Raw genomic sequence first — 25442 nt, forward strand, 5'->3', positions numbered from 1 at the left:
GGCTCCGCGACGTCCAAGGTGGGGGTCCCGCCTGTTCGAGGTGGGCTGCGGGTTGCCCTTCAGTAGAGCTCAGCGTGTGGTGGCTGCACTCTCACCACGAGGCAATCCACGACGGCACTGTCGGCGCCCACGGGAGTCGACGAACAGATGTCGAACCACGGTCAGCCACACATTTCGTCGGCCTGATCTATTGGACCGCCTTTGGTCAGGTCATCGCGCATCCGAGACCAGCCCATCTAGGTCAGCCGACGCGGGGTACTAAGCGGATAACCGGCAGTAGGCGGTCGGTCTTCTGTCGATACCGCGCGAACCGGGGCGAGGCCGCGGTGATCTGTCGCCAAGCCTCTTCGCGCGTCGTGCCGCTGAGCTGCTCGGCAGTTACGGCTAGCTTGCGGCCCGCGACCTCGATATGAACCTCGTCGGGATGTGCGGCGATGTTGTAGTACCACGCCGGGTTTCTTGCCGCGCCGGCCGCTGAGGCCACGACGAGCCAGCTGTCATTCCCGCCGGGGAAATAGCCGACTGGAGTGCGGCGTTGTGCTCCGGTCTTGCGGCCGACTGTCGTCAGCACCAATGCGTCCATGCCACCCATGAACTTGCCGCTTCTACGGATTCGGCTTATGGCCCAGTTGTTAAACCACTGCATCGCGAGACTTGCGCGCGGTTGGCGAGAGCCGCGGGTGCCTTTCGGGTTATCGAAGCTCACGTGACCTCCTTAGTGATCGTTCGACCGAGTGCTTTTGCGGCCTTTTCTGTTTCGGCTATCAAGGCCTTCCCATCCCGCAAGTCGGCGGTGTCAAACCCCTCTGAATACCAGTCGTAAACGGCCGCCAGCACCTTCGGGCGACGCCGGTTGCCTTGCTCGTACCGGAGTCGGGTGATGCTCATTGCCGCTCGTAGCTCCCAGGACCTCGCCTGCTGACGGTGCGCAATGTTCATGGCCCGCTGAAAGCATTCTTCCGCCTCGGCGGCGTTCGCAGCGCCCTGTTCGAGTAGTAGCTGACCCTTCTGCCGAAACGCCTCGGCCTCGTAAAGGTGCTCGTCATTGTGCTTCACCCACCCCAGCGCCTCTTCTACGGCACGCAGGCCATCGTCGACATTTCCGGCTTGTCCGTAGGCCTCGCCCAGCACGGTGTAGAACCACGGTAAGACGGCCTTAGCTCCGGTTGCGTGCCGCGCATCCAACGCCTCGTGTATGTCTGCGACACCTTCTATCGCACGTCCCTGTTGTGCCTCAGCCCAGCCCCGGGGGAGCAGGCACCAGGTGCGATATGCCTCGAAGCCGTGCTCGATACATAGCGCCAACGCCTCCTCAGCGCGGGCCCGCGCAGCCTGAGGTTCTCGGAGCAACTGATACAGATGGGCGGAAAACAGAAGTGTCTGTGCCTCGCTGAAGGGATGCGCTAGTGCGCGGGCGCGTGCCAGTGTTTCGTCCATGCTGTGCACGGCTTGGTCCGGATAGCCTAGAACCCACTTGGTGAGGGCTTGGATCCAACCGCAGCAGACCCCAGAGTCCTGCCCATAGCGGACCAGGCTCGCACGATGCTGCTCAGGATTATAAATAGCCAGGCCTTCACGGCTGTGGTCTCGGGCGTCTTTCAAGGTGCCCTGCCACCACGCGGTATTGGCCAGCATCCGATGGCCCGCCGCAAGTACGAGCGGGTCTCGCTGCCGGCGCGCCAGCTCGAGGTAATCCGCGGCCAGAGCCCGTGCCGTCGGCATCTGGCCCTGCGCGATATGCGCATACCAGAGCCCCCACAGAGCAGCGAACAGTTCCGGTGTGCTGCCCCCTTGACGGGCCAGCTCACAGGCCCGGGTGTAGATGTGACCCACGGCCTGTTGGCCCTGCGTGGCGCCCAGCGCAGCGCCCAGCATGATCTGCAAGCCGAGCTCCTGTTGCGCACGTTCCGGGGTCTCAGGCATGGTGCCCAAGATGTCCAAGCCGCGCGTCACGTGGGCAATTGCCTCCAGGTTGGCGGAGCGCTGAAGTGCTCGCTGCCCCGCGGCTTGCCAGTACGGGACGGCCTTTGCGGTCAAGCCGGCTTCGCCGTAGTGGTGGGCCAGTAGTTCGGGCTCCGTTGCGACGGTCTCACGGAACCGCGATTCGAGTACTTCGGCGATGCGCAGGTGATGGCGCTGACGGGTGCTCTTCAACAGTGACTCGTAGGCTGTGTCCTGGATAAGGGCGTGTTTGAAGCGGTAGGTCGCTTGTGGCGGCAAACCCTGTTGGTAGAGAAACTCGGCTTTTACCAGCTGCTGCAGTCCCTGTTTCAATGGGCCGTCGTCCCACGAGGTGACTGCTTTCAGCAGCGGATACGTGAATTCGCGCCCCAGGGTGGCACACAGCTGGGCCAGACCCCTGACCGCTGATAAGCGGTCCAAGCGTGCCATCAGCGAGTCGTGCAGCGTGCTGGGAATCGCCAGCGGCGGTAGTCGGCTCGTCAGCGCATACCGGTCTTCTTCCTCCCGCAAGAGACCGGATTCGAGGACCATCTTGGTGAGCTCTTCAACGAACAGCGGTACGCCGTCGGTCTTGGCGACCACCTGCCGCACAACCTCCGCCGGCAATCGCTTGCCGTGCGTCACGTGGCCAATCAACACGAGCACCTCATCGGGCGGCAGGCGAGAAAGAGTCAGCTCGGTGACACTTGAGCGTGCCGGCCATGGCGGCGTGAAGTCAGGGCGGTAGGTGAGGAGAGCCATCACGGGGGCGGCGGGAAGCTCCTCGACGAGAAGGCCGAGCAGTTCCAGCGTAGTGGGATCAAACCAATGCAGGTCCTCGATGACGAATAAGACCGGTTGCTGAGCTGCTCGCTGCATCACAACATCGATCAGCGCACGCAACGTCCGTTGCTTCTGCTGTTCCGGGGAGATGTCGACCGACGTGTAGTCATCAGTCAGCGGAATGGACAGTAGGGAGGCGAACAGCGGCACGGTCTCCGCCAAGGGCCGACCGTTTTGGACCAGAAACCCTTCCAGCTTGCGCAGTTTCTGCTCCGGCGACTCCTGACGTTCGAACCGCAGCACGATGCGCTCGAGCAGGTCGATCACCGGATACAGCGCCGAGTGTTGATGGTACGGCGAACTCTGGCCTGGGATGAGCCACGCGTCGCCTTGGGCGGCAATTTCGGTGAGCGCCCGCACCAGTCGGGACTTGCCGATCCCGGCCTCGCCACTCAGCAGCACTACTTGCCCTTGCCCGTCGAGTACCTGGGTCCACCGGTCTTGCAGCAGCGCCACTTCGCGTTCGCGCCCGACGAGGGGGGTCAAACCGCCGATGCCGAGCGCTTCCAGGCGCGTGCGGGCGCTGCTCTCCGACAGCACCCGGTACACCTGCAGCGGTTGTGCGACGCCTTTGAGCGCCGGAGTTCCTAACGGTTCACAGGCAAACAGCCCTCCCAGAAGCTGATGGGTCACCGCGCTGATTACCAGCGTGTTTGGTGCGGCAACCCCTTGCAGGCGGGCGGCAATATTCGGTGTCTCGCCCAACGCCAGCTCTTCGCGGCGCGCGTCGCCCCCGAGCGCGCCCACCACGACCAGCCCGGTATGGCACCCCAAGCGAACACCGAGTGACAACCCGCGCTTGTCGACCAGACCCGTGTTGAGCTGCGCTATGGCCTCCACGATTCCCAAGCCGGCGCGAACGGCTCGGTGCGCGTCGTCCTCATGGGCTCGGGGGAAGCCGAAATAGACAAGCAGGCCATCGCCGAGAAATGCGCCGATATGCCCGTCATAGCGGGCGATCACCTTTTCGCATGTGTCTTGATAGATTTGCACCACTTCGCTGAAGTCCTCGGGGTCCAGCCGGCCGGCGAGCGGAGTGGAGTCAACGAGGTCACAGAACAGTACCGTCAGATGCCGACGTTCTGCGGATTGTGCCGAAGCACTTTCTGGCTGAGTGATTTTGGTCGTCATCCCGGGCGGACTGGCCCAGGCCAAACCGAGTCCATCCTCCGTCACGGCGTCGGAGTGTGCGTAGAGCAGCTCCTCCTTGAGCGCGTCGAGATCACCATCGTCGAGATCGAACTGGCGCTTGAGCGCGCGGTAGGAAACTCGGCCTCGACTGCAAAGTAAGTCGAAAACCTGATCAACGACCGCGTAAAAATCCATGAGAATCCCGGCTTCGCAAAATTTCTCACGCCCCGGGACCGTGCGATGGACAAACCCGTCTCACGAGTTTCAAGCCGCATGGGCGGAGGGGCGTCCCTGTCGAGTCGAAGTAGCGATCGCTTACGCGCAACCGCGTCGCGGCGAACGCAAACGCGCGACCGTGCTCAGTCATCCATAACAAACGTCCTCTCGCTACTCCGACGCCCTCTTCGGATGAACCGTGGCAACCGGCACCTGGCCGAGCGGACGGTATAGGCACGATTCGTGTAGGCGTTCACTGCCCCGTTTCCATTTCTCGGCGGTGAACCGACTTGTCTTCCATTACGGCACCTTTGGTTTGATTTCCTCGATGACCCACTGCGCGTAGTCGAGGTAAGCATTGATGTCCTTGACCGGCGGGATCGGCACCCCGGTCATCGTTACTCCCAGCTCGGCGAACCAGCCGAGCTGGTCGATGATTTCCTCTGCGCTCATGCCGGGCAGTTGGGTGGGGTCGTCGATGACCACGTGTCCTTCTCCGACTCGCGAGCTGCCCAGGCCATACAGCACTTCGAACGGCCGGCCGTCGTAGGTTGGCTGGGACTTGATGAAGTCGAGCTTCGCGGGAATGTCCGCAGGGCTTGTCAGCCACGGGAACCAACCCGATGCGTATCGGGCTGCGCGCTTGAGCATCGGCTCGGCGTCCCCGCCGATCCAGATCGGCAGATGCGGCTTCTGAACCGGCTTTGGCTCGAACGCAACGTCTTTGAACGATACGTACTTGCCGTGGAATTCGGGCCAATCGCTCGTCCACAGTTCAACGATGGAGGCAAGGTATTCGTCGGCCATGCGTCCGCGCTCGCGGAAAGGCACACCGAGAATCTTGAATTCCTCTGCGTCCCAACCGACGCCGAACGTGACGGTGATACGACCGCCGCTCATCCAATCCGCCGTCGACAACGCCTTGGCCATGATGACGGGGTGCTGTAGCGGAAGCAGCGTGACGCACGAGTTGACCCGGATACGTTGCGTGGCGCCGGCTATGAACGCTTGCGCGACCGTCGAGTGAAAGTAGTGCGGTCCCGACAGCTCCACGTGTGCGTTCGGGACGATGAAGTGCTCCGGGATCGGGATCATGTCGTACCCGAGCTCCTCGGCACGTTTGGCCATGACGATCTGATCCGCACCGGTCACGTCGAGCTCGAAAGGCTGCGTCAATGCTTTGACGCGGACCGTATTTGGCATCGCAAAGGAAAACTTCATCGGGCTCCGTGCCTATCCTTAACGGACGTGACGTCGAGACCAACCAGTCGGCCCGCCTTCTTGACCGGGATGTGCCCGGCTTCGACCATCCAGCGAATCGTGTCGCCGAAAGTCGCTTCGCCCGGTCGGAAGCACAAACCCGACTTCGCCACGAAGCGGCTCGAGTCCGCGGGTGGCCACAGGGTGTTGATCGCCATCGACTCGGCGGAGATCTGCGTCTCAAACGTCACCAGCTTCTTGGCATAATCCGCGGTCGTGCCCATCGCCCGCATTAGTCTCGGCGAGACCCGTGGACTGAAGATGCGCCGCCCAAGGAGCGCTTCGAGGCGCCGACGAAGTTCTTCCCACGCATAGAAATGCCCGCCGACGATGTAGCGCGCATCCGCGAAATCGCGTGTGGGCGGATGTTCTAAGAGCCATCGGTGCGCATGAGCCAGGTCGCGCACATCGACACACTGAAAACCCGTTGTGCTACGCGGCAGCACTTGACCGACGAACGTTGCCAGCGCACGGTTGGCCGCACTGAGCTTAGGATCATCTGGCCCGACGCCGGCGATTGGATAGGTGATCTGCACCGGTACGCCCCGCTGCTGCAGCGCCCGGGCATGCTCCTCGCTGTCACGCTTGGACCGCGAGTATGGCTCGGTAGCGTCGGCGAGCGGCGTCGATTCGTCGACGCGCGGGGCCCCAAGGTGAAACAGCGCGGCGACGCTGGAGACATACAGCAGATTACCGATGCCGAGCGCGTGTCCGGCGCCAAGCACCGCCCTCGTCGCGCCGGCGTTGATGTCGTACGTTTCCCGGGCTTTGCGGGGGTCCAGCGACACCGTCGCCGCGGCGTGAAACATGGCGTCGCAGCCCGCCATCGCGTGCTGCACCGCCGCCTGGTCGGTGATGTCGACGGTGACGGAGCGCTCGATGTGCCGACAGCGAGACTCGAACCAGCGCCGCGCCCTTGGTTCGTCGCGTACCAGCAAGCGCATCTCGTGGCCCGCATCGAGCAGCGCCAGTACGGTGTGAGCGCCAACTAATCCGGTCGCGCCGGTGGCGAAGACCCTCATTCGCGACCGACCCGCACCTCCACCGCGATGATCAGCGATTTGAGCCATTCCGCCACTAACGTCACCCATGTCGTTCCGTCCGAATTGCGGCTTGCCAACAATCGTGGCCGCGCCCAGACAAGCTCGATAGGGTAGCTGGCTACTCGGTCTCCCTGTATCCACAAAAGCCTCGTGGTGGTGAGGTGGCCACGACAGCCGGTGGCACCCCTCGCATCGCGGCAGCACCCGCACTGTTGCGGATAGCGCCGCGCCTGATGCTTGGTGCAACATGTCAGCACCCAACCACTCTCGGCTGCGCAATTCCTCATCCAAATGGGTGAGGTCAGCTACCCGTTAACAAGTGACGTTTAGCCAGGGGGAGTGCTATGCAGACGCGACCGGCGAATCGAGGACCACGCGATGGTCACGTCGGTGACTTCCCGCGCCTAGAGGCGATCCATCTCACGAGCCATGCAGGAGTACTCAAGGAATGCGTAGTGCCTCGGGCAGTCATGACGCACTGGGCGGGCATCTCGCCGCGAGGTCCCAATTGTGCGGCGAATGGACGCCAAGAGAACCGAAGCTCTTCCGGTCCAGCGGCGTATCGTCGGCCTCGCCCGCACAGCTACCGCCGTGCCGAACATGACCTCCTGCTCGGTAATCAAGGCGGGCGCAGGTGATGCGGCCTCAACGGTGGGCTCACGGTCCCGTGCACTGGCATAGGCTTCTGGTGTTGCGGTCATTTCCCCGCTCCTCACGGCTCGGATTGATTGCTGATGAGGTGCCGCCCATCCATCTCGACTGGGCGGTCTTGGTGTAGGTGCGATGTTGGCGGCGCATGTGCTTCCTCCGTCACTGTCGCCGGAACAGTTCGACACTTGTGCTGGCCCACGTTCTGTTACTGGGAATAGTGGATCGCGCGGGACCAATCGACATGAGTGGTGCACTACTCACATTTCGCAGCATGGCGGCGTGGTAGCACGGATACGCGATCTCGCGCCGGGGTCTTGTCGGCTCGCCTGAGACGACGAGAATCAATTGTCTTCGTACCGGGGCACGACTGGGAGACGGCGATGGCTGACAGCCAGATGCGGGCACTCGTGGACCGCCACATGAGCGCTGAAGGTCACGGGGATATCGACGGCGCAGTGGCCGTGTACACCGACGACATCGAGCATGATGTGGTCGGATTCCCCAATAGCCCCACTCGCGGTAAGGACGGGGCCCGCGGCTTTTATGCCTACCTCACCGCCAACTTCCGCAGCGAAAGCTGGCATGTCCTGCGCCAGTACGTGGCCGGCGAGGCGATGGTCCTCGAAATGCTCATGACGGGCACCGTGATCGGATCGTTGCTCGGGCTTCCGGGTAACGGGCGGCGCATCAGATTTCGGATGCTGCATGTCTTCGAGTTCCGCGACGGGCTGATTAGCCGCGAGAATGTGTGGCTTGACACGGCCGCGGTGGTTAATCAGCTAGGTTGACGCGCTGCTGCCATGGCGTTGCGCGGTGCAAAACTGGCTGGTCCCGGCATGCTCGGCGCCGAGCGAGCAGCTGTCGGCACGACTCGATCACCACAGGCAGTTCGACGTAGTCGACAGGTTAGATGAGTAGCTGACTACTTACGTGTCCTTGCGGGACCGGAGCGACGATGGCGTCGCGGCTAGCAACCGTTAATGGCCAGCCGACTCGTTCCTACCTGAGAGGCCCTTATGACCGCCGACACGATGCCTACGCCCGTTTGCCCGAACGCCTTCGACGCGGGGCTGCCCATCTTGGCCTATGAGCACCTGCATGATCCTGAGGAGGCGCATCGGCTCATCGCTCAAGCCCGCAGTCGAACACCGATCGCAATGGGTACCCACGGCCCCGAAGTCCTGAGTTACGAGCTGGTTCACGCCGTGCTGCGCGACCAACGGCTCCGCGTGCCTCACGGGATGTTCCTCGCCGCCCAAGGCATCACCTCCGGCCCGATATGGGACCGCGTCGCGACCAACCTGATCAGTCTGGACGGCGACGAACACCACCGGCTGCGCCGCCTGGTGTCAAAGGCCTTCACACCGCGAGCCACCGCACGGCTGCGCACGACCATCCGCGACGTCATCACCGAACTCGTGGACCGCCACACCGCTTACGGGCGCTGCGAGGTGGTCGCGGACATCACACGCCAATACCCGATCCCCATCATCTGTGCGCTGCTGGGCGCCCCAGCCGAGGACTGGCAATTGTTCTCCGACTGGACCGACGACATCTTCAAGGTCTTCAGCTGGAACGCCGCCGACGAAACGGCCTCGATCCTGGCCGCCTGGGAGGCGCTTGACGCCTACATCGACGACATGGTCGCCAGCCGGCGGCGTACATTGACCGACGACCTGATCTCGGAGCTGATCCGCGCGGAAGAGGACGGCGACCGTCTGGGCGCCGGCGAGCTGCGCATGCTGGTAGCGGGGCTGCTGATGGCCGGCACCGACACCACCCGCAACCAGCTCGCCGCCGCGGTGCACGTGCTGTGCGATCACTCGGAGCAGTGGGCATTGCTGGGACGGCATCCCGAGCTGGCGGCCAATGCCGTCGAGGAGATCATGCGCCATTCCCCGGTAGCGTTCGCCATGCTGCGCACCGCCATCGAGGACGTCGAACTCGCCGGCGTCACTATCCCGGCTGGCACCCTGGTCCTCGCAAACATGGCCGCAGCCAACCGGGATCCCGCCGTCTACGACGATCCCGACCGCCTCGACATCACCCGCGACGGCGCCCCGGCGATGCAGACATTTGGCGCGGGCATGCACTACTGCCTCGGTTCCCACCTCGCCCGCCTCGAGCTCGCCGAAGCCCTCACCGTCATGACACAACGCATGCACAACGCGCGCCGCACCGGACCGGCCCCGTGGAAGCCGCTAACTGCGCTCAGCGGGCCGACCACCCTACCCATCGAATTCGACACCGCAGATTAAGCATTGGCGAGCGCGGCGAATGGACCCAACCAGCGGCGCAAACGCGGCACATACGCCCGTTCGCCGTTGGTTCGGCGGCTTCATGGAGTGAGTGCGAGCACGAGGCCGACGAGTTCGGCTTGGCGGTGGGTGTCGGTCTTGTCGAAGGCGTGTTGCAGGTGGGTGCGAACCGTTTCATACGACACCGATAGCTCGTCCGCGATTTGCTTCAGACCCGCACCATGCGTGAGCCGTAGGGCGACTTCGGCCTCGCCCTCGGTGAGTCGGTAGAGTCGGCGCAACAGCGTTGCGGCGGACTCAGTTTCGCGCTCTGGGTCCTTGATCAAAACCAACGCCGATGGCTCCCCTGCCCTTTCACTAGTTCCGATGCGATGCAGCGGGATCACCTGAATCACATAGGGACGCAGGCCCGATGGGCGTCTGCAGATCAAAGAGCGCCCGCCACGAAGCCCTGATTCTCCACCGATCAGCGCACCATGCAGCGCGCAGTGCAACTCGCGCTCGGTCTGCATATTTATTGCCCCGATGCGCCCCGATTCTGTGTGCAGGCCGTCGTTGCCGCGCAGAACGTCTTCGGCGGCGGAATTGAGGTTGATTACCCGGCAATCTGTTCCGACGACGATGACAGCATCTCGGATCGCGTCGAGCGCCCGCGCAAGCTCCGTATTGCGTTCGACTACAGCGGCGAATTGGTCCTGCGTCCGGACCGCCTGCTGCAGATGCACCACCAAGCTGCCTACCAGCTTCACCCGCTCGGGCGCATCAAAATACCGTTTCGATGACATCACTAGAAAACAGGTCGGTCGAGGACCGCCGGTGAGCCGGACGAATAACCCATCTTCTAGTTCGTTGGGCTGCATCCAGCCCGTATAAAACTCCGCATTCCGGTTCGGAACGATGATTTCCGGCCCGGTCCGCACCACGCCGATCGGGCCGTTCTGCACCCTCTCGAGCACATAATCCAATCGGCGGTAATGCTCCGCATAGGTCTCGAGCGCTGCCAGCGGAAGAGTTGAATCCTGGAACGACCAAACGCTGCCCCCGCCCATCAGCAGCGATCCCCCGGTGCCACCGAGCACGCGCTGAACGTCGCGGATGGCCGCGTCCCACTGCTGGGGCGCGACGGCCGCGGCGTAGATGTCGGCTACGAGGCGCGAGAAGTCCTCGACCGTGACCATCGCCCGGCGCCGGATTCGCTCAGTCATGGGCTCAGCGCGAGTAGTAGACGGACGAGCTCAGCTTGGCGGTGGGTGTCAGTTTTGTCGAAGACGTGTTGCAGATGGGTGCGAACTGTCGTCCATGAGATCGACAACTCGTCTGCAATTTGCTTGAGGTTCGCACCGTGCATCACGTGTAGGGCAACCTGGGCTTCGGCTTCGGTGAGGTGGTAGAGCCGGCGCAACAACGCTGCGGCGGGTTCGGGTTCGTCTTCTGGGTCGATAATCAACACCACCGCCATTGGCTGTCGGAGTGGCTCATCGGCATTGCGGCGGTGTGAGGGCAGCACGTGAATGACGTAGGCCCGCTTACCCGATGGCCGAACGCAGGTTAGCGACCGGCCTGTACGAACGGCAGAGCCATCGGCCGCTAGTGCACTTTGGATGGCGCAATGCAGCTCTTGTTCTGCATGGGTGGTTGTTGCGGCGATATGTCCTGACCGCATGCACACGCCGTCTTCCGCGCAAAGGATCCGCTCGGCGGCCGAATTCAGGTTTATCACCAGATGCTCGCCTGCGACGACGATGACACCGTGCCGGACAACCTCAAGTGCGCCTGCCAGCTCAACGACGCTGTCGGCCAGAGCCGCCAGTTTGTCCTCCGTGTGCAGCGCCTGTCGCACGTGTCCAACCAGCCCGTTCATCAAGGTCACGCGTTCAGGCGTGTCGAACGACTCAGTCCGCCGCGGCGACGCCACGATCAAACACGAGGGGCGTTGTCCACCGGTCAGGCCGACGAACAGCCCGTCTTCGATGCCGTTCGGGCGCATCCAGTCGTTGTAGAACTCTTCGTTCGTCCGCGGTGCTATCAACTCTGTGCCGGTGCGTACTGCGCCGGCTGGACCGTTCCCAACCCCGGCGAGCACATAGTCGAGGCGGTGGTAGTGCTCGGCGTAGGTCTTACCGACCTCGGCTGGCGCAGTCGTGGCTTGAATGGACCACACTCCACCCGCGGATTCAATGAGCGTGCCGATCGTCCCGCCCAGGCTGCGGCAAATCTCATCGAGGGCCGGCTCCCAGTGCCGGGGAGTGACCGCGGCGGCGTAGATGCCGGAAACTAGGCGCGAGAAGTCCTCGACCGTGACCATCGACCGGCCCCTGATTCGCTGGCTGGTATCCGCATCGGCACCTTCCTCAGTGTGATTCTCCTATGAAGAGTATCTGGATTTCACCCATTTGGATGAGGCATTGCGCGAGTCAGGGTGCTTGTGTTCAGGCATGTTCGCGCAGGGCACCGCCGCGGCGCCTGCTCTCGCTGCGGCGGACCATCCGCGCAGCGTGGATGGGGTCGGCTACCGACGTGGCAGGGCGAGGCCAACGGTTACCGAGGTGAGACCGCACGGTCGTCAACGGCAGGCGGACCGAGGATCAGTGCGCATACGGTTGCCGCTGACGGGCCGCTTCGAGCAAATGCGGCTTATCGACAGCGCGCTATGGGAGCCCGATGTTTGCGGGATGGTCATTCGTGGGGCTGCGGGTGTTGGCAAAAGCCGGATCGCCCGCGAGGCGCTGTCGTTCGCGGCATCGAAGGGATGCGAAACGCGTTGGGTGGTGGCGACGTCGTCGGCGCAGATGCTTCCGTTGGGCGCGTTCGCCCCTTGGGCGGGGTCGGCCGCGGGTGACACGCTGCAACTGGTAGGCGGCGTGATCGAGTCGCTGACTGCGGCATCGGCTGGGAGCCCGGTGGTGATTGGTGTTGACGACGTCAGTTTGCTCGATGACGCGTCGACATTTGTCTTGCATCAGATCGTCCAGCGAGGCGCTGCGAAACTCATCCTGACGGTGCGGGACGGGGAGCCGATCAGCGCGGGCATGCGTGAGCTGTGGAAGGCTGGCCAGTTCGAGCGGCTTGATCTGCAGCCTTTATCACCCGCCGAAACCCTGGAGCTGCTATCGGCGACCCTCGGTGGATGTGTGGATCTGGACGCGGCCCGCCGCTTATGGAACCTGACCTGCGGCAACGTTTTATACCTGCGCAACATCGTGGAGCAGGAGATCGCCGATGGCCGGCTCGTCGAGCAGCATGGTCGTTGGTGCTGGGTCGGCGAACCGGTCGTGCCGCCCGATTTGGTTGAACTGATCGAATCGCGCATCGGTGCCCTGCCGGCATCGGTGAGCGATGTGGTCGACGTGCTGGCGATCGGCGAGCCGATTGAGCTGGGGTCACTGACGCGTATCACCGATCCGGCGGCGGTCGAGGAGGCCGACGTGCGCGGCCTCCTGACGCTGGACCAGGTCGACGGTCGTGTCGAGGTGCGGGTGGCGCATCCGCTGTATGCCGAGGTGCGCAAGCGGCGTGCGGTACCCACCAGGCTGCGCCGGTTGCGGGGACTGGTCGTGGCTGAACTCGCCACTGTCGGCTGCGCCGACGTGCGGGCGGTGGTGCGGCGCGCCGTGTTGAGCCTGGACTCCGATCTTGAGCCCGACGCCGACCTTCTGACCAGCGCCGCTCCGGGGGCGGTGTGGCTGATGGATCTGCCCCTGGCCGATCGGCTCGCCGATGCGGCCATCCGCGCTGGCGGGGGTCCGGAAGCGAATTTCCTCCGCGCGTATGTTTTATCGTCGCTGAGCCGCGGCGAGGAGGCCGACGCGGTGCTCGCGGACATGCCCACTAGCGAATTGGGCGACGGCGAGCGTGCCAGGCTCGCCAATCTGCGGGCCACCAACAGGCTCTTCACCCTCGCAGATCCCCAAGGGGCGAAGAGGCTGATTGACGACGCGTCGCGAGCGATACCGGCGCAGGCTCACAGCTGCATCAACGCCTTTCTCACCGTGTACTGGGCAGCGATGGGCAGGCCCGACGCCGCCAGCAAAGCGTCGAAAGGCGTTGTGCCAGAACAGCTATCCGATGTGGCCTCCCGTTTTACCGCGTGGGCCAGAACCGTTGCGGCCGGGGACGCCGGCCGAACCATCGAAGCCGCGGCCGCTGCGAGCACCGGATACCCCGTGGCAGTACGCGGCTTCGTCATCATCACCGACGCGCACGTCGGCGCGCTGCTGCTAGCTGGTCAGATAGCGCAAGCTCAGGGTATGGCCGAACTCCTGGGCGAGCGGGTGGCCAACGTTCCAGGGCCGGGCCAGTTAGTCGGTGCACCCGTCGCGGCTCGCGCTGCACTTGGCGCGGGCCGCCTCGATGCCGCATGCGCGCTTCTTGAACCCGTCATCGACACGCTGGTCGCCTCCGGCGAGCGCAACGGATGGGGGTACCGCTGCCAGATCCCACACACGATCGCGCTCGCTATGCGCGGATCAACCAGTGAGGCCGTCGCTGCCCTTGCCAGACTTGACCAGCAGCGGCATCCAGGCTGGCGATACCTCGACTACGAGTACGAGCTGGCTCGTGCATGGGTCGCCGCCTGCCAGGGCAGCGTCAGCAACGCAATCACCACTGCGCTCTCGGCTGCCGGGATCGCCGGCGCCAATGGGCAGTTTGCCGCGGAAGTAATGTGTCTACAGACCGCCGTGCAGTTTGGTGACCATTCCAGTGCGCCGCGCTTGCGCGAGCTTGAAACGATCGTCGAAGGACCGCGCGCAGCTGTTGCGGCCCGATTCGCTGAGGCCCTTAATGCCGGGGACGGGGCTGTATTGGCGTTGGTGTCAGAGGAATTCGAGCGCAGGGGTGATCTGATTGCGGCCTTGGACGCGGCGGCCCATGCAGCTATTGCGTACCGCCGGCAGGACAAGCGCGGGTCGGCGTTGACGTGTTCGACGCGCGCCGAGGCGCTCGCCGAGCAGTGCGGCGGCGCTACCACACCGGCGCTTCGGCAGGCCGCCGAGCGTTTGCCGCTGACCGATCGCGAACGAGAAATCGCGATGCTGCTCGGTGAAGGGCTGTCTAACCGTGAGATCGCGGCGAGACTGACGCTGTCGGTTCGTACCGTCGAAAACCACATCTACAAGGCGATGGCCAAGACCTGCACGGCCAGCCGCGAGGACCTCGCCGCTCTGATGCGTCCACGCAGCGCCAGGCCCCGGTAACCACGTCAGGGCGAGGCGCTCGCAGGACAGGCATTGCGATGGGTGCACGGTGGACGGTCGGCTGCTGGGTTCCGTCCAAATCCGTAGACCGTTCAGCTGGATACCAGGCACGAGATGCCTTCGTACTGTCGCGGACAGACGGCGTCGAATTCACAGGCACAACAATGGCGGGCTGCTCAAATATGCCTGGTACCGCGCAGGCGGGTCGCGCTGCAACGTCCAGGGGCGCCCGAAGCGCTGATCTTGACCGATCGATCATTACCGTTAACGAAACCTGCCGGCGCAGTATCGATCTAAAAGCACCATCCGCTCCCACCGGCGCAGCGGCCACCTTGGTCCAGCTGGAGCGATAACCGTAACGACCTTGTCGTCGCCAGCGCGTCTGTCGCCCGCCTATTGACTGACGAGCGCGGCATCTTCGGGACCGCCAGGTGCAGCTGTATCGAAGCCGTCACTCCAGTCGGCGGTGTCTTCAGCCGGGCTTGCGTTACATTGTGGCATTCATGTCGATGTGGCTGAACCCTCCAGAGGCATGATCCAGCAAGAGCTTTCGAGTTCGCCTAGCTCCCTGGGCAAGGGCGCAGTATCGAACGACAATGCGCAAGTCGTGATTTGCGTTACCTATGCGATCGAGGTGCGGCTGAGGGCGCGGCTAGGTGTGATGTCCAGGGACATTGTCCCGTTTGGTATCGGTGAGCCTGTGTGACAGGTGAAGGCCTCCGGTTATGAAGTGGAGCTGTCTAGAAACCGCTTCATCAACCAGGAGGCCTTCGTGTCCCACGCTAACGCTGCTTTGACGCCACGCGCTCGTTTGAGGCTTGCTCGCCTCGTCGTCGAGCAGGGCTGGACCTACGCCGCGGCAGCCAAGATGTTCATGGTCGCCCCACGAACCGCCAAGAAATGGGCCGACCGATTTCGAACCGAACGGGTGGCCGGGATGGCCGATCGCAGCTCGCGGCCCCGTGTCAGCCCGACCAGGACCGGGCCACGCATGGTGCGGCGGATCGTGCGGTTACGGTGGCGTCACCGGCTTGGTCCAGTACAGATCGCTGGCCGGCTCGGTGTGCCGGCCTCGACCGTGCATGCGGTGTTGACCCGCTGCCGTATCAACCGGCTGTCCTACATCGACCGCGTCACCGGCGAGCCATTGCGTCGTTACGAGCACGCCTCGCCCGGAGCGCTGGTCCATGTCGACGTCACCAAGTTCGGCAACATCCCCGACGGCGGCGGGCACAAGTTCGTGAGCCGACAAATCAGCAAGCACAACGCCCGACAGACCGCCCGGCGCACTGGCCAGCGCGGCAAGGACTATCGCCCCCGGATCGGAACGGCGTTCGTGCACACCGTCATTGACGATCATTCCCGGATGGCCTACGCCGAAATCTGCGCGGACGAGAAGGCGGTCACAGCGATCGGCGTGCTGCAGCGCGCCGTGGCGTGGTTCACCGACCACGGCGTCACCGTCGAACGAGTCCTCTCAGACAACGGCTCGGCCTACAAGTCCTACGCATGGCGTGATGCCTGCGCCGAGCTGTGCATTACCCCGAAGCGAACCCGTCCATACCGACCGCAGACCAACGGCAAGATCGAGCGATTCCACCGCACTCTGGCCGACGGCTGGGCCTACGCTCGACTCTACGAATCAACCCAACAGCGCGACACCGCTCTAGCCGGCTGGCTGCACTTCTACAATCACCACCGACCCCACTCCGCCATCGGAGGCCAGCCACCGGTCACCCGACTGACCAACCTCCCTGGACATCACAACTAGGCCCAGCTGGATCCAACGGCGCTGTCGGTGGAGGCCATGTTGGCCCCGGCGGTTTGGACTTTTTGCCCATGGGCGTTGGCTTGCTCGTAGATGACCTGGAAGTTGCGGCCCAACTGGGTGATGAACTCTTGGCAGGCCACCGAACCCGCACCGCCCCAAAAGTCCCCGGCGGCAAGCACATCGCGGATGATGGCCTGATGCTCGGCCTCCAAGGAAGCGGCCTGGGCGCGGATCAGCGCGCCATGGGCGTCGACGTCGCCGAATTGGTAGTTGATGCTCATCGTCGGTTCTCCTAACTGCCTAGCATCTGCTGTGAGGCTTGCTCTTGCTGTTCGTAGTTGTTGGCGTCGCGGATCAGCCCATCGCGCACCCCGTGCAGCATGGTGACGATGTTGCGGAATGCAGTGTTCGTTTGGCCCATGGTGTCGTAGGACGCGGCCTGAGCGGTCCCGCTCCATCCGGCGCCGGCAATGTTCAGCGAGGACGCCCACATCTTGCGGGCTTCATCTTCGACGGTTTGGGCGTGCACGTCGAAACGGCCTGCCATGGTCCGCATCTCGTTCGGCTCGGTCATAAATCGTGTAGTCATTGAAGTGTCTCCTTACCTGGAAATCATCAGTTTTGCTCGACGTGGCCGGCGTCATGGCCGCCTGCCAAAACGAATTGGTGCTCTCCTTTGCTATCCGAAAGTCGCCGAGGGCGGTACCACCGTCAGGCGGGGCATGAAGCGAAGGTCGGTTTCGCCGACGTTGCCTATGCTGCGCCCGGCCATCGTTGCCAGCGGCGCGCCGAGCATGCTTGCGGGAGCCCCCGCTGTGGCTCCTGGGGCAGTGGCCAGGCTGGCGCTGGGCAGCGCCGACGCGGCAGAACTCATTGCCGGGGCCGCCGAAGCCCAGGTCTGCGGCACCGACAACGCTCCGACCGTGGCCGCCCGGCCCACGCCCGCCGACACGGCCGCCCCGCCGAGTCCTGCTGAGCCGGGTGCTCCCAGCGCGCTGGAAGCGAGCGCGCCCGTCAGCCCCGGTCCCGAAGCTGCGGTGCTGGCGGCGCTGACGGCCGGCATCAAATTCTTCATCTGATTCGCGTTCGAGAGCAGGGCACTCGAGATCCACCCCACCGAACTTGTCATCGATAAAGCCGGATTCATGGAACTGAGCGACGAACTCAGGGACGACAGCGACCCCGTGGACGACTCGGACGTGGACGACAGCGGCGACGCGAGCTGCTGCAGAGCCGTGGGCACCGTGGAGGTCACCTGTGACAGGACCGCCTGCGCGTCGGTGCTGGCCGAGCTGCCGACAGCTTGGCCGACCGCGGTCCCCTGCCCGGCCAGGCCGGCCGGGTTGCTGGCGGGCTGCGGCGGGGTGAACTGGGTCAGGAGCGACGCAGTCGCCGAGGCGGCCGCGTAGCCGTACATGGCGGCGGCGTCCTGGGCCCACATCGCCGCGTACTGTGCCTCGGCGACCGCGATCGCGGGCGTGTTTTGCCCGAGGATGTTGGTCGCGATCAGCGACAGCAACAGGCTGCGGTTGGCCGCGATGACTGGGGGCGGCACCGTCATTGCAAAGGCCGCCTCATAGGCGGCCGCGGCCGCCATGGCCTGCGAAGCCGTCTGCTGTGCCGTGGCGGCAGTGGTGTCCATCCACGCCACGAAGGGGGCGCTCGCGGCGGCCATCGCCGCCGACGCCGGACCCAGCCACGGCCCGCTGGTCAGCCCTGAAACCACCGAGGAATACGAAGCGGCCTCCGAATATAGCTGCTCGGCGAGCCCCTCCCAGGCCGACGCTGCGGCCAGCATCGAGCCCGGGCCCGGACCGGCATAGATCCTTGCCGAGTTGATTTCGGGTGGCAAAGCTGCGAAATCCATCATTTCACCTCGGAGTGCTCAGCCGGCCGCGACCGCGTTGGCGGCCTCGGTGACCGCATACGAATCAGCGCTGACGCCAAGGGTGTTCGCGACTAATTCGTGGATCGCCGCAGCTTGGGCGCTGACGCCCTGGTACATCTGCGCGTGCGCGGCAAACTGCAGCGCCGTCAACGCAGACACCTCATCGGCGGCGGCGGGAACCACCCCGGTCGTCGGGCCGGCCGCGGCGGCGTTTTCGGCGCTCATCGCCGAGCCGATGCCCTGCAGGTTACCGGTCGCCGCCGTCAACATTTGCGGGGCGACGGTGAGTGAGAACATGGACTTCTCCTTGGAGACTTGGGATTACGGACATGGGCTGGCCCTGTCCGCTGCGGTGGTATCGGGTGCGTTGATGCGGTCGTCGTCGAGATGGAGACCGCGTCGGCTGACTCGGCTAGGCCGAGTCAGACAGGATGATGCGTTGGTTGTTTCTGCGTTCATCCGGGGCGAGGCCGGCGAGACGGTTGACGGTGAGCGAGTGCTCACCGATCGTCGTGGCGCGACAAATGGCCTGCCGCCGGCCGATCACCGGCGAGCTATGCAGAACCGCGTCAAAAGGTCTTGACCGTTGAAGGCAATGGCAGCCGCGCGGGGTGGGGCCCGCCCGACCGGCACCACGAGTTTGATGCGCGAACCCGCGACGGCGACCACGGCGACCGCGAGACCGAGTTCCACCAGCGCGGTAACGGGTCCCGACACCGGCATGGCCCCGAACACCTTGGAGCATTTGGCGACCAGGCCGCGGTAAAGAGAAGCATGCTGGGCCTGAATGTCGGACGCGCCAGGGCCAGACCCGCCGCCCGGCGCTGTCACGAAGGCGTGCGGTGGGTCAAATGCGAGGGGAGCGAAATGCACCAGCCCGCACCCGAGGGCGCCGAGGACCAACCACACTGCAGCCGCGATCGCGACAACAACTCGCAACCGCACCGAAGTACCTGCGCCGCGGGGCCTCATAGTGTCTCAACTGTACCCGCCCATAGGGGGGTATGCCATATGCGGGGCAGTCGATACCGCATTGTGCCCGGCTCGCGATCGTGCATGCCGTTGGCCATTTTTATGCAGGTCAAGCTGATATCGACAGTTGGGCATCGGACAGTTACCCGCACATTGCACCGACATCCCAAAATACCCCTACCCGCCCGAGGTATAGAGGCGCCCAAGCGGCATTCCGCTACCTCGGCGGTAGTCGGTGCGGCGGCCGGCTCCCACGACAACACCAGCTCGCGGCTTCGCTCTATCGGCCCGGGACACATGACGACTCACTCGACAGGCGATGCCCGCGGCCGAGCCGCTGGCAGCTGTTCGCGTCGAATCCCTTAATAACATCGGGAGTTCGCGCCGATCGGGTGCTTGACGGCGGATCTTCCTGCGGATTCACATGGGTAACCACAAGGTGATTACATCGACGCGATCGAACGTGAGTAATCTCGCGCCTGGTTGCGTGCCGATGGCATCCTGCGGCGCCCCGTTGGGGTTAGAGTCGTCGTCATCGCGGGCCGGCGCCCGAAAGGATGACCAGGAGACGGGGACACAGATGCCTTGCCGTGCGGCGGTGTGAATCGCCGGCGGGTTATGGCCGGTACCGCAGGTTGGACGTCGCCAAGCTCGGGATGAGCCGGTTGCAGGTCGTGTGCGGGTTCGAGACGGTAGAGGGCAACTGCGGCGATGATGCCGATGAGAACCAGCCCGCCCCAAACCAGTGCGCCAGCGCTCAGCCGTTGTGCCGCACCGAATATCGATCCGGTGGCCAAGTTGCCGATGAGGATTCCGGCTCCGACGATGGTGTTGTAGAACCCGTAATGGGTGGCCACCAGCCGGCGGCCGGCCAGCGAGACGACGGTGTCCATCTCGAACGGGAAGACCGCGGCCGAACCGACGGCCAGCAGCGCCGCCGACACCAGCAGGGCCCCCACCGCCACCGGTGTCCCGAACCGATGACCGTCGGGAATGACTGTCAGCGGCACAAACGAGACCGCCAGGATGGCCACACCGATGGCCAGGCTACGTCCGGGTCCCCAGCGTTTCGTGAACCAACGGGTGATGCGCAGCTGTCCGACCACCGCAACCAGGCCAGAGACAACGAAAAGTGCTGCAACCAAAGCCTTTCCAGACCGCGGCGTCAGCATCGACGCCTGCAGGGGCAGCGCCAGGTACACCTGGAAGGTCAACACGTAGGAGCCGATCATCGCCGCCGCGAAGAGCAGGAACGGCCGGTTGCCGGCGACAACCCGCCAGTCCTGCAGGAACGACTTCTGCTGCGGCGCCGAATCGACACCGCGTTGCGGCAACGCCAACAGCTGCGCCACGGTCAACACTGCGAACACGGCCGCCGCTGCCGACGCGGTGACCCGAAAGTCGAGGGCCATCAATGTCAGTCCGACCAGCGGGCCCAGCAGGATTCCGGCCTGGTAGAAGATGTTGAACATGGCGAAGGCGTCCACCCGGCGATCTCCGGCGTCAGCGGCCAGATAGGCGCGTACCGCCGGGTTGAACAAGGCGCCGGCGAAACCGGTTGCCGCGGCGGCGATCAGCACGGCCGGCAACGAGTGAGCCACCACCAGCAGCGCGAATCCGCCGGTGCGTAGCACGCATCCGGCCACGATCAATGGCTTGTAGCCCAGCCGGTCGGCCAGGGTGCCGCCCACGATGAACATGCCTTGCTGGGAGAAGTTACGCACTCCTAGCACCAGCCCGACGGCCCAGGCGGCCAGCCCGAGCGGGCCAGCCAGGTACCCGGCCAGGTACGGCATCAGCATGTAGAAACCCATGTTGATGCCGAACTGGTTGAGCATCAGGACCTGGCTGGGCCGGTCGAAGCCTCGAAACCGGGTGAGGATATTCCTCATGCGGCTGCGATTAGTGCGGGGTTGACGACGGTGCTGGTTCGAGTCCAGGAGGTCACCACCTGCTGGGTGGGGTCGGTGATGACGGTGGGCTCGGCGACGGGTTGCCAGTCCAGCAGCTGGTGTTGGTGGCAGTAGTCGTCGTTGTAGATGGTGTCGAAGTAGCGTTGGGGTCCGTCGGGAAACACCGCGGCGATGCGGGTGTCCTGCGGGAAGGTGCGCGCGGCCCAGCCCGCGACCAGCGCCACGGCCCCCACGCTCCAGCCGCCGCTGGCGAAGTTGCTGGCCGCCAGGGTGCGGCACGCCCACACCGACTCCTGCGGGGCCACCCAGTGCACCTCGTCGAAGGCGGCGTAGTCGATGTTGCGCGGATAGATGCTCGAGCCCAGCCCGCGCATCAACCGGCTGGCCACGGGTTGACCGAAAATGGTCGAGCCGATGGTGTCGACCCCGATCAGTTTCATGTCGGGGTTGAACTGGCGCAGCACCCGCGCCACCCCGGCCGAATGCCCGCCGGTGCCCACCGAGCACACCAGCACATCGACCCCGCCGAGCTGATCAAGCAGCTCCAACGCCAACGACCGGTAGCCGGTGATGTTGTCGGGGTTGCTGTACTGGTCGGGGCACCAGGAGCCGGGGTGGGCGGCCAACAGCTGGGCGACCCGGTCTTTACGGGCTTGTTGCCAGCCCCCCACCGGGTGCGGCTCGGTGACCAGCTCGACATCGGCGCCGTAGGCGGCCAGCATGTGACGCACGATCGGCTCCATGCCGGTGTCGGTGACCACGGTGACCGGATGCCCATAGGCCTGGCCGGCCAACGCCAGCCCCAACCCCAGGCTGCCGCTGGTGGATTCCACGATGCGCGCTCCGGGAGCTAATTCGCCGCGGGCGCGGGCGGCTTCGACCATGTGCATGGCCGGGCGGTCTTTCATGCTGCCGCCAGGATTGAATCCTTCCAGCTTGGCCCAAAACCCGCGTCCGGGCGGGGCGAACGGCGCCTCGATGCGCAGCACCGGGGTGTGGCCCACCATCGCACCGGGGCGCCGATAGGTGTCGGTGCCGGGCTGGGCGCACTCACGTGGCTGAACAACTTTGAGCGCCGGGATCGGGTGAACATAGTTATCGAAAGACAAAACATCGGTCATGAGAATCGTCGCTTTCTTGCGAACGCCGCGAATCAGTGCGGCACTTGACAGGGGTCAGCGATCACCAGCCGCCGAGCACACACGTGCTGCAAACGACCTGACGCTGACCAGTCAGCGACGAGACAAGCAGAACCGCGTCAAGACATCTTGACCGGTAACAGAAAAAGCCGGCGCGCGCGGGGGGCCGCGCCCGGCGGGCACCCCAAACCGGGCCAGGCAACCGGTCAGCGCCACGGCGGCCACCGCACTAAACGCGATTAACGCAGCCACCACCGCGCCTGAGCGCGGCAGCACCGCCGTGGTGAACTGCTCGTGATGGTCGCCCGAGGAACCCTTGCCCACATGCGGATGATCGACATCAACGGTGAACTCGCTACCCAGCGAAGCCACCAACGCATGCGCCGGCTGCGACATCGAAGACTGCGACACGGAAGACTGCGAATGCCCCATCACGCTGTGGGCACCGATGAGAACCCACGCCGCCAACCACGCCGCAGCCCCCACTGCCACCACATACCGGAGCCGAGGCAGCCTGCTAGCGCCGCCGAATATCACGACACACCAACCCAGGCAATATGCGAGAAAACCAAGGATAGGCCGGGGAGTTTCCGATGCGCGGATTCACAACTCATCGCGTGCGTCGCCGATGAGCAGTTCACTGCGCGCCCGGTGGACATAGAAGCAGAATATACCCCGTACCCGTATATGTAAACCGGCACCTTCCTCGGTTCAGCAGTCCTATGTTGCGCCAAACCAGATGCTGACGACGCTCCACGGAGCGTACGACGGCCGGCATAGTTATGCCTGAGATCTACCGTCACCTTGGGCCCGGCATATCGCGATTACAACCAGTGGCCCGCCGTACCCATCGCCGGACTCACCGACCCTGCGGCCGTTGCGCCGTGATGTAGTGCAGCAACAACCGGTCACCAGTTCCGACGATGGAGAACCCCGCATCGGTAATCAGCTCATCGAGCTGGTGTAGCCGGTTCTGCTCCCTGGCATGGGCGTTGAAAACAGCAGCAAACCGATGCAAGATGCCACCGCCCGAGGGGCGAAGATCGGCGATGCAGAGCCGCCCGCCCGGTCGCAGAACGCGAAACATTTGTCGCACTGCGTCGGCACGTCGGTCAACTGGAAAGTGGTGAAACGCCAAGCTGGATACCACCAGGTCGAACGACTGGTCGGAGAAGGGCAGATCTTCGGCGGAGGCGACCTGAAAGGTGGAGTTCGCCGGTGCACGCCGCGCGGCGTAGTCCACCATCGATTGTGAGGGATCGATCCCGACAACGCTGCCACCCGGGTGCACCGCCCGTGCGATTCGTCGAGTGAAGTATCCGGTCCCGCAGCCGACGTCGAGCACCCTATCGCCGGGCTCGGCGCCGGATAGCCCGACCAGCCGGTCCCACATGCGCGCACGTAGCCCCAGAGACCACGCATTGGTGGCCCATTCATAGGTACGGGGATAGTTGAGTACCCACCCGGAGCCGTCACCGTGCCGATGATCAGCGAACAGCCTCTGCGCCAGTCCCATCTAAAAATCCTTCCCGGATATGCTTTCAGTGCGGCCAACCCAACGGTACAGCAATACCCCTATGCGGTATATTCGAGCCCGCGGGAGCGCGATCGCGGCTCTCTGGGACTGAACGAAACACCGAACGGCGCAATGAAAGACAGGTATCGGGCGTGCGTGAATCGACTTCTGACAGGGCGCGGCTCAGCAGGCGGGGCTTCATAGCCGCCACCGTTGCCGGCGGGTTCGCGCTGGCCGCCTGCGGCCGATCCGGCGAGCAAACGCGTACCGGCAACACAGCGATGGCGGACGCCATCGCTGCTGCCGAGGCGGCGCGGCCCCACACCGGGCGCACCGTCACGGCGGCACTGACGCCTCAACCGACAACGATCGACCTCGGTGGTATCACTGTGCGCACGATGGCCTACGGTAACGCCATCCCGGGGCCCCTGATCCGCGCCAATGTCGGCGATGAACTCGCGGTCACGGTCACCAACCGGCTCGATTCGGCCACCTCGGTGCATTGGCACGGCATCGCCCTGCGCAACGACATGGACGGCGTCGCGCCCGCCACCCCGAACATCGACGCCGGCCGCGACTTCACCTACCGGTTCTCCGTACCCCATCCGGGCACCTACTGGGCGCATCCGCACGTCGGCCTGGACGCCGACTATGGCCTGTATCTGCCCGTGATCATCGATGACCCCCGAGAGTCGGGCCGCTATGACGCCGAATGGATCGTCGTACTCGACGACTGGACCGACGGCATCGGCAAAACCCCCAGGCAGCTCTACGACGATTTGACCAATCAGCGCAGGCCCAGCATGAGCAGCATGCCGGGCATGGAAAACATGCCCCCCATGGAGATGGACGGCGTCGGAACCAGCAATCTGCTTGGCGGCGACCCGGGCGATATTGCCTACCCGCACTACCTCATCAACGGCCGCATTCCCGCCGCTCCCACCACATTCAGCGCCAAGCCCGGACAGCGCATCCGGATCCGGATCATCAATTCCGGCTCCGACACCGCGTTCCGCGTCGCGCTAGCCGGGCACTCGATGACCGTCACCCACACCGACGGCTATCCCGTAGTGCCCACCGAGGTCGACGCCCTGCTGATCGGCATGGCCGAACGCTACGACGTCGTCGTCACCGCCGCCGACGGCGTTTTCCCGCTGGTCGCTCTTGCCGAAGGCAAAAATGCGCTGGCGCGGGCCCTGCTCTCCACCGGCGCCGGCAGCGCCCCTGATCCGGGTTTCCAGCCGGGCGAACTCAACAAACGAGTCGGCACCGTCGAGATGTTCACCGCCGCACCGGAAGTCGACTTGGGTGTCGCCAAATCCGATGTGAATCTCCCGGTGGTCCTGAGTGGCGACATGACGAAGTACGACTGGCTGATCAACGGCGAGCCCTACAGCAAGACCAAGCCGCTACAGGTCCGCCAGGGTCAACGTGCCACGCTGGCATTCGACAACACCACCATGATGTACCACCCGATGCACCTGCACGGACACACCTTCCAGGTGATCAAGCCCGACGGCAAGCCCGGCCCGCGCAAAGACACCGTCAACGTACTGCCCAAGCAGAAAATGAGCGCCGTCCTCCTCGCGGACAACCCCGGCATCTGGGTGTTCCACTGCCACAACACCTATCACCAAGAGGCCGGCATGATGACTCGCCTCGAGTACATCACGTGAGCCATCACGGCGCGCACGCTAGAGGGCAT

The 25442-nt window shown here is 64.4% G+C and carries 20 protein-coding genes; 5 read left to right on the forward strand and 15 right to left on the reverse strand.

Features of this window, described 5'->3' with window-relative positions; genetic code table 11:
- Positions 1–241: 241 nt before the first annotated feature.
- From AC0KS4_RS06910 to AC0KS4_RS06925, 4 genes are all read right to left on the reverse strand, one after another.
- Positions 242–706, reverse strand: coding sequence for a nitroreductase/quinone reductase family protein (locus AC0KS4_RS06910; protein ID WP_308193095.1), 465 nt, complete (start codon positions 704–706; stop codon positions 242–244).
- Positions 703–4110, reverse strand: coding sequence for an AAA family ATPase (locus tag AC0KS4_RS06915; RefSeq protein WP_238957640.1), 3408 nt, complete (start codon positions 4108–4110; stop codon positions 703–705). The genes AC0KS4_RS06910 and AC0KS4_RS06915 overlap by 4 nt, the downstream gene beginning before the upstream one ends.
- A 321-nt stretch (positions 4111–4431) precedes the next feature.
- Positions 4432–5352 (reverse strand): TIGR03619 family F420-dependent LLM class oxidoreductase, encoded by a 921-nt coding sequence (locus AC0KS4_RS06920; protein ID WP_225329937.1) that lies wholly within the window; start codon positions 5350–5352, stop codon positions 4432–4434.
- Positions 5349–6725, reverse strand: coding sequence for an NAD-dependent epimerase/dehydratase family protein (locus AC0KS4_RS06925; protein ID WP_472408505.1), 1377 nt, complete (start codon positions 6723–6725; stop codon positions 5349–5351). Before AC0KS4_RS06925 ends, AC0KS4_RS06920 begins: the two co-directional genes overlap by 4 nt.
- Positions 6726–7465: 740 nt before the next feature.
- Here AC0KS4_RS06925 and AC0KS4_RS06930 point away from each other — a divergent pair.
- On the forward strand, positions 7466–7873 hold the full coding sequence (locus AC0KS4_RS06930) for a nuclear transport factor 2 family protein (protein WP_225329939.1): 408 nt from the start codon (positions 7466–7468) through the stop codon (positions 7871–7873).
- Between the two features lie 228 nt (positions 7874–8101).
- Positions 8102–9343 (forward strand): cytochrome P450, encoded by a 1242-nt coding sequence (locus tag AC0KS4_RS06935; protein ID WP_225329940.1) that lies wholly within the window; start codon positions 8102–8104, stop codon positions 9341–9343.
- An 80-nt stretch (positions 9344–9423) separates the two neighbouring features.
- Here the strand turns inward: AC0KS4_RS06935 and AC0KS4_RS06940 are convergent, their stop codons facing one another.
- Complete coding sequence (locus AC0KS4_RS06940) at positions 9424–10548, reverse strand: helix-turn-helix transcriptional regulator (RefSeq protein WP_225329941.1); 1125 nt, start codon at positions 10546–10548, stop codon at positions 9424–9426.
- Positions 10545–11648 carry a helix-turn-helix transcriptional regulator gene (locus AC0KS4_RS06945; protein WP_225329942.1) on the reverse strand — a complete coding sequence of 368 codons (1104 nt, stop codon included), beginning with the start codon at positions 11646–11648 and terminating at the stop codon, positions 10545–10547. Before AC0KS4_RS06945 ends, AC0KS4_RS06940 begins: the two co-directional genes overlap by 4 nt.
- Positions 11649–11931: 283 nt before the next feature.
- Here AC0KS4_RS06945 and AC0KS4_RS06950 point away from each other — a divergent pair, with 283 nt between their 5' ends.
- Positions 11932–14538 carry a helix-turn-helix transcriptional regulator gene (locus AC0KS4_RS06950; protein ID WP_238957644.1) on the forward strand — a complete coding sequence of 869 codons (2607 nt, stop codon included), beginning with the start codon at positions 11932–11934 and terminating at the stop codon, positions 14536–14538.
- Between the two features lie 772 nt (positions 14539–15310).
- On the forward strand, positions 15311–16309 hold the full coding sequence (locus AC0KS4_RS06955) for an IS481 family transposase (RefSeq protein WP_238957004.1): 999 nt from the start codon (positions 15311–15313) through the stop codon (positions 16307–16309).
- Here AC0KS4_RS06955 and AC0KS4_RS06960 read toward each other — a convergent pair.
- The 9 genes from AC0KS4_RS06960 to AC0KS4_RS07000 form a co-directional block, all read right to left on the reverse strand.
- Positions 16306–16590, reverse strand: a complete 285-nt coding sequence (locus tag AC0KS4_RS06960; protein ID WP_008257405.1) for a WXG100 family type VII secretion target — start codon at positions 16588–16590, stop codon at positions 16306–16308. The genes AC0KS4_RS06955 and AC0KS4_RS06960 overlap by 4 nt on opposite strands.
- 11 nt (positions 16591–16601) lie before the next feature.
- Positions 16602–16898, reverse strand: coding sequence for a WXG100 family type VII secretion target (locus AC0KS4_RS06965; protein ID WP_225330289.1), 297 nt, complete (start codon positions 16896–16898; stop codon positions 16602–16604).
- Positions 16899–16988: 90 nt separating this feature from the next.
- Positions 16989–18179, reverse strand: coding sequence for a PPE family protein (locus tag AC0KS4_RS06970; protein ID WP_238957645.1), 1191 nt, complete (start codon positions 18177–18179; stop codon positions 16989–16991).
- Between the two features lie 15 nt (positions 18180–18194).
- On the reverse strand, positions 18195–18494 hold the full coding sequence (locus tag AC0KS4_RS06975) for a PE family protein (RefSeq protein WP_225330291.1): 300 nt from the start codon (positions 18492–18494) through the stop codon (positions 18195–18197).
- Between the two features lie 246 nt (positions 18495–18740).
- Positions 18741–19142 carry a putative copper homeostasis (lipo)protein LpqS gene (gene lpqS / locus AC0KS4_RS06980; protein ID WP_225330292.1) on the reverse strand — a complete coding sequence of 134 codons (402 nt, stop codon included), beginning with the start codon at positions 19140–19142 and terminating at the stop codon, positions 18741–18743.
- Between the two features lie 470 nt (positions 19143–19612).
- A complete protein-coding gene (locus tag AC0KS4_RS06985; protein ID WP_238957647.1) occupies positions 19613–21061 on the reverse strand; it encodes an MFS transporter in 1449 nt (482 codons plus the stop codon).
- Positions 21058–22203: a PLP-dependent cysteine synthase family protein gene (locus tag AC0KS4_RS06990; RefSeq protein WP_238957648.1), complete on the reverse strand. Its 1146-nt coding sequence runs from the start codon at positions 22201–22203 to the stop codon at positions 21058–21060. Before AC0KS4_RS06990 ends, AC0KS4_RS06985 begins: the two co-directional genes overlap by 4 nt.
- Before the next feature lie 111 nt (positions 22204–22314).
- A complete protein-coding gene (gene lpqS, locus AC0KS4_RS06995) occupies positions 22315–22713 on the reverse strand; it encodes a putative copper homeostasis (lipo)protein LpqS (RefSeq protein WP_238958018.1) in 399 nt (132 codons plus the stop codon).
- Between the two features lie 367 nt (positions 22714–23080).
- Positions 23081–23737 (reverse strand): class I SAM-dependent methyltransferase, encoded by a 657-nt coding sequence (locus AC0KS4_RS07000; RefSeq protein WP_238957650.1) that lies wholly within the window; start codon positions 23735–23737, stop codon positions 23081–23083.
- A gap of 152 nt (positions 23738–23889) precedes the next feature.
- Here AC0KS4_RS07000 and AC0KS4_RS07005 point away from each other — a divergent pair, with 152 nt between their 5' ends.
- Positions 23890–25413: a multicopper oxidase family protein gene (locus AC0KS4_RS07005; RefSeq protein WP_238957652.1), complete on the forward strand. Its 1524-nt coding sequence runs from the start codon at positions 23890–23892 to the stop codon at positions 25411–25413.
- The last annotated feature ends 29 nt before the right edge of the window (positions 25414–25442 follow it).

The sequence above is a fragment of the Mycobacterium sp. NTMscope_MAC_12 genome (assembly GCF_976985675.1).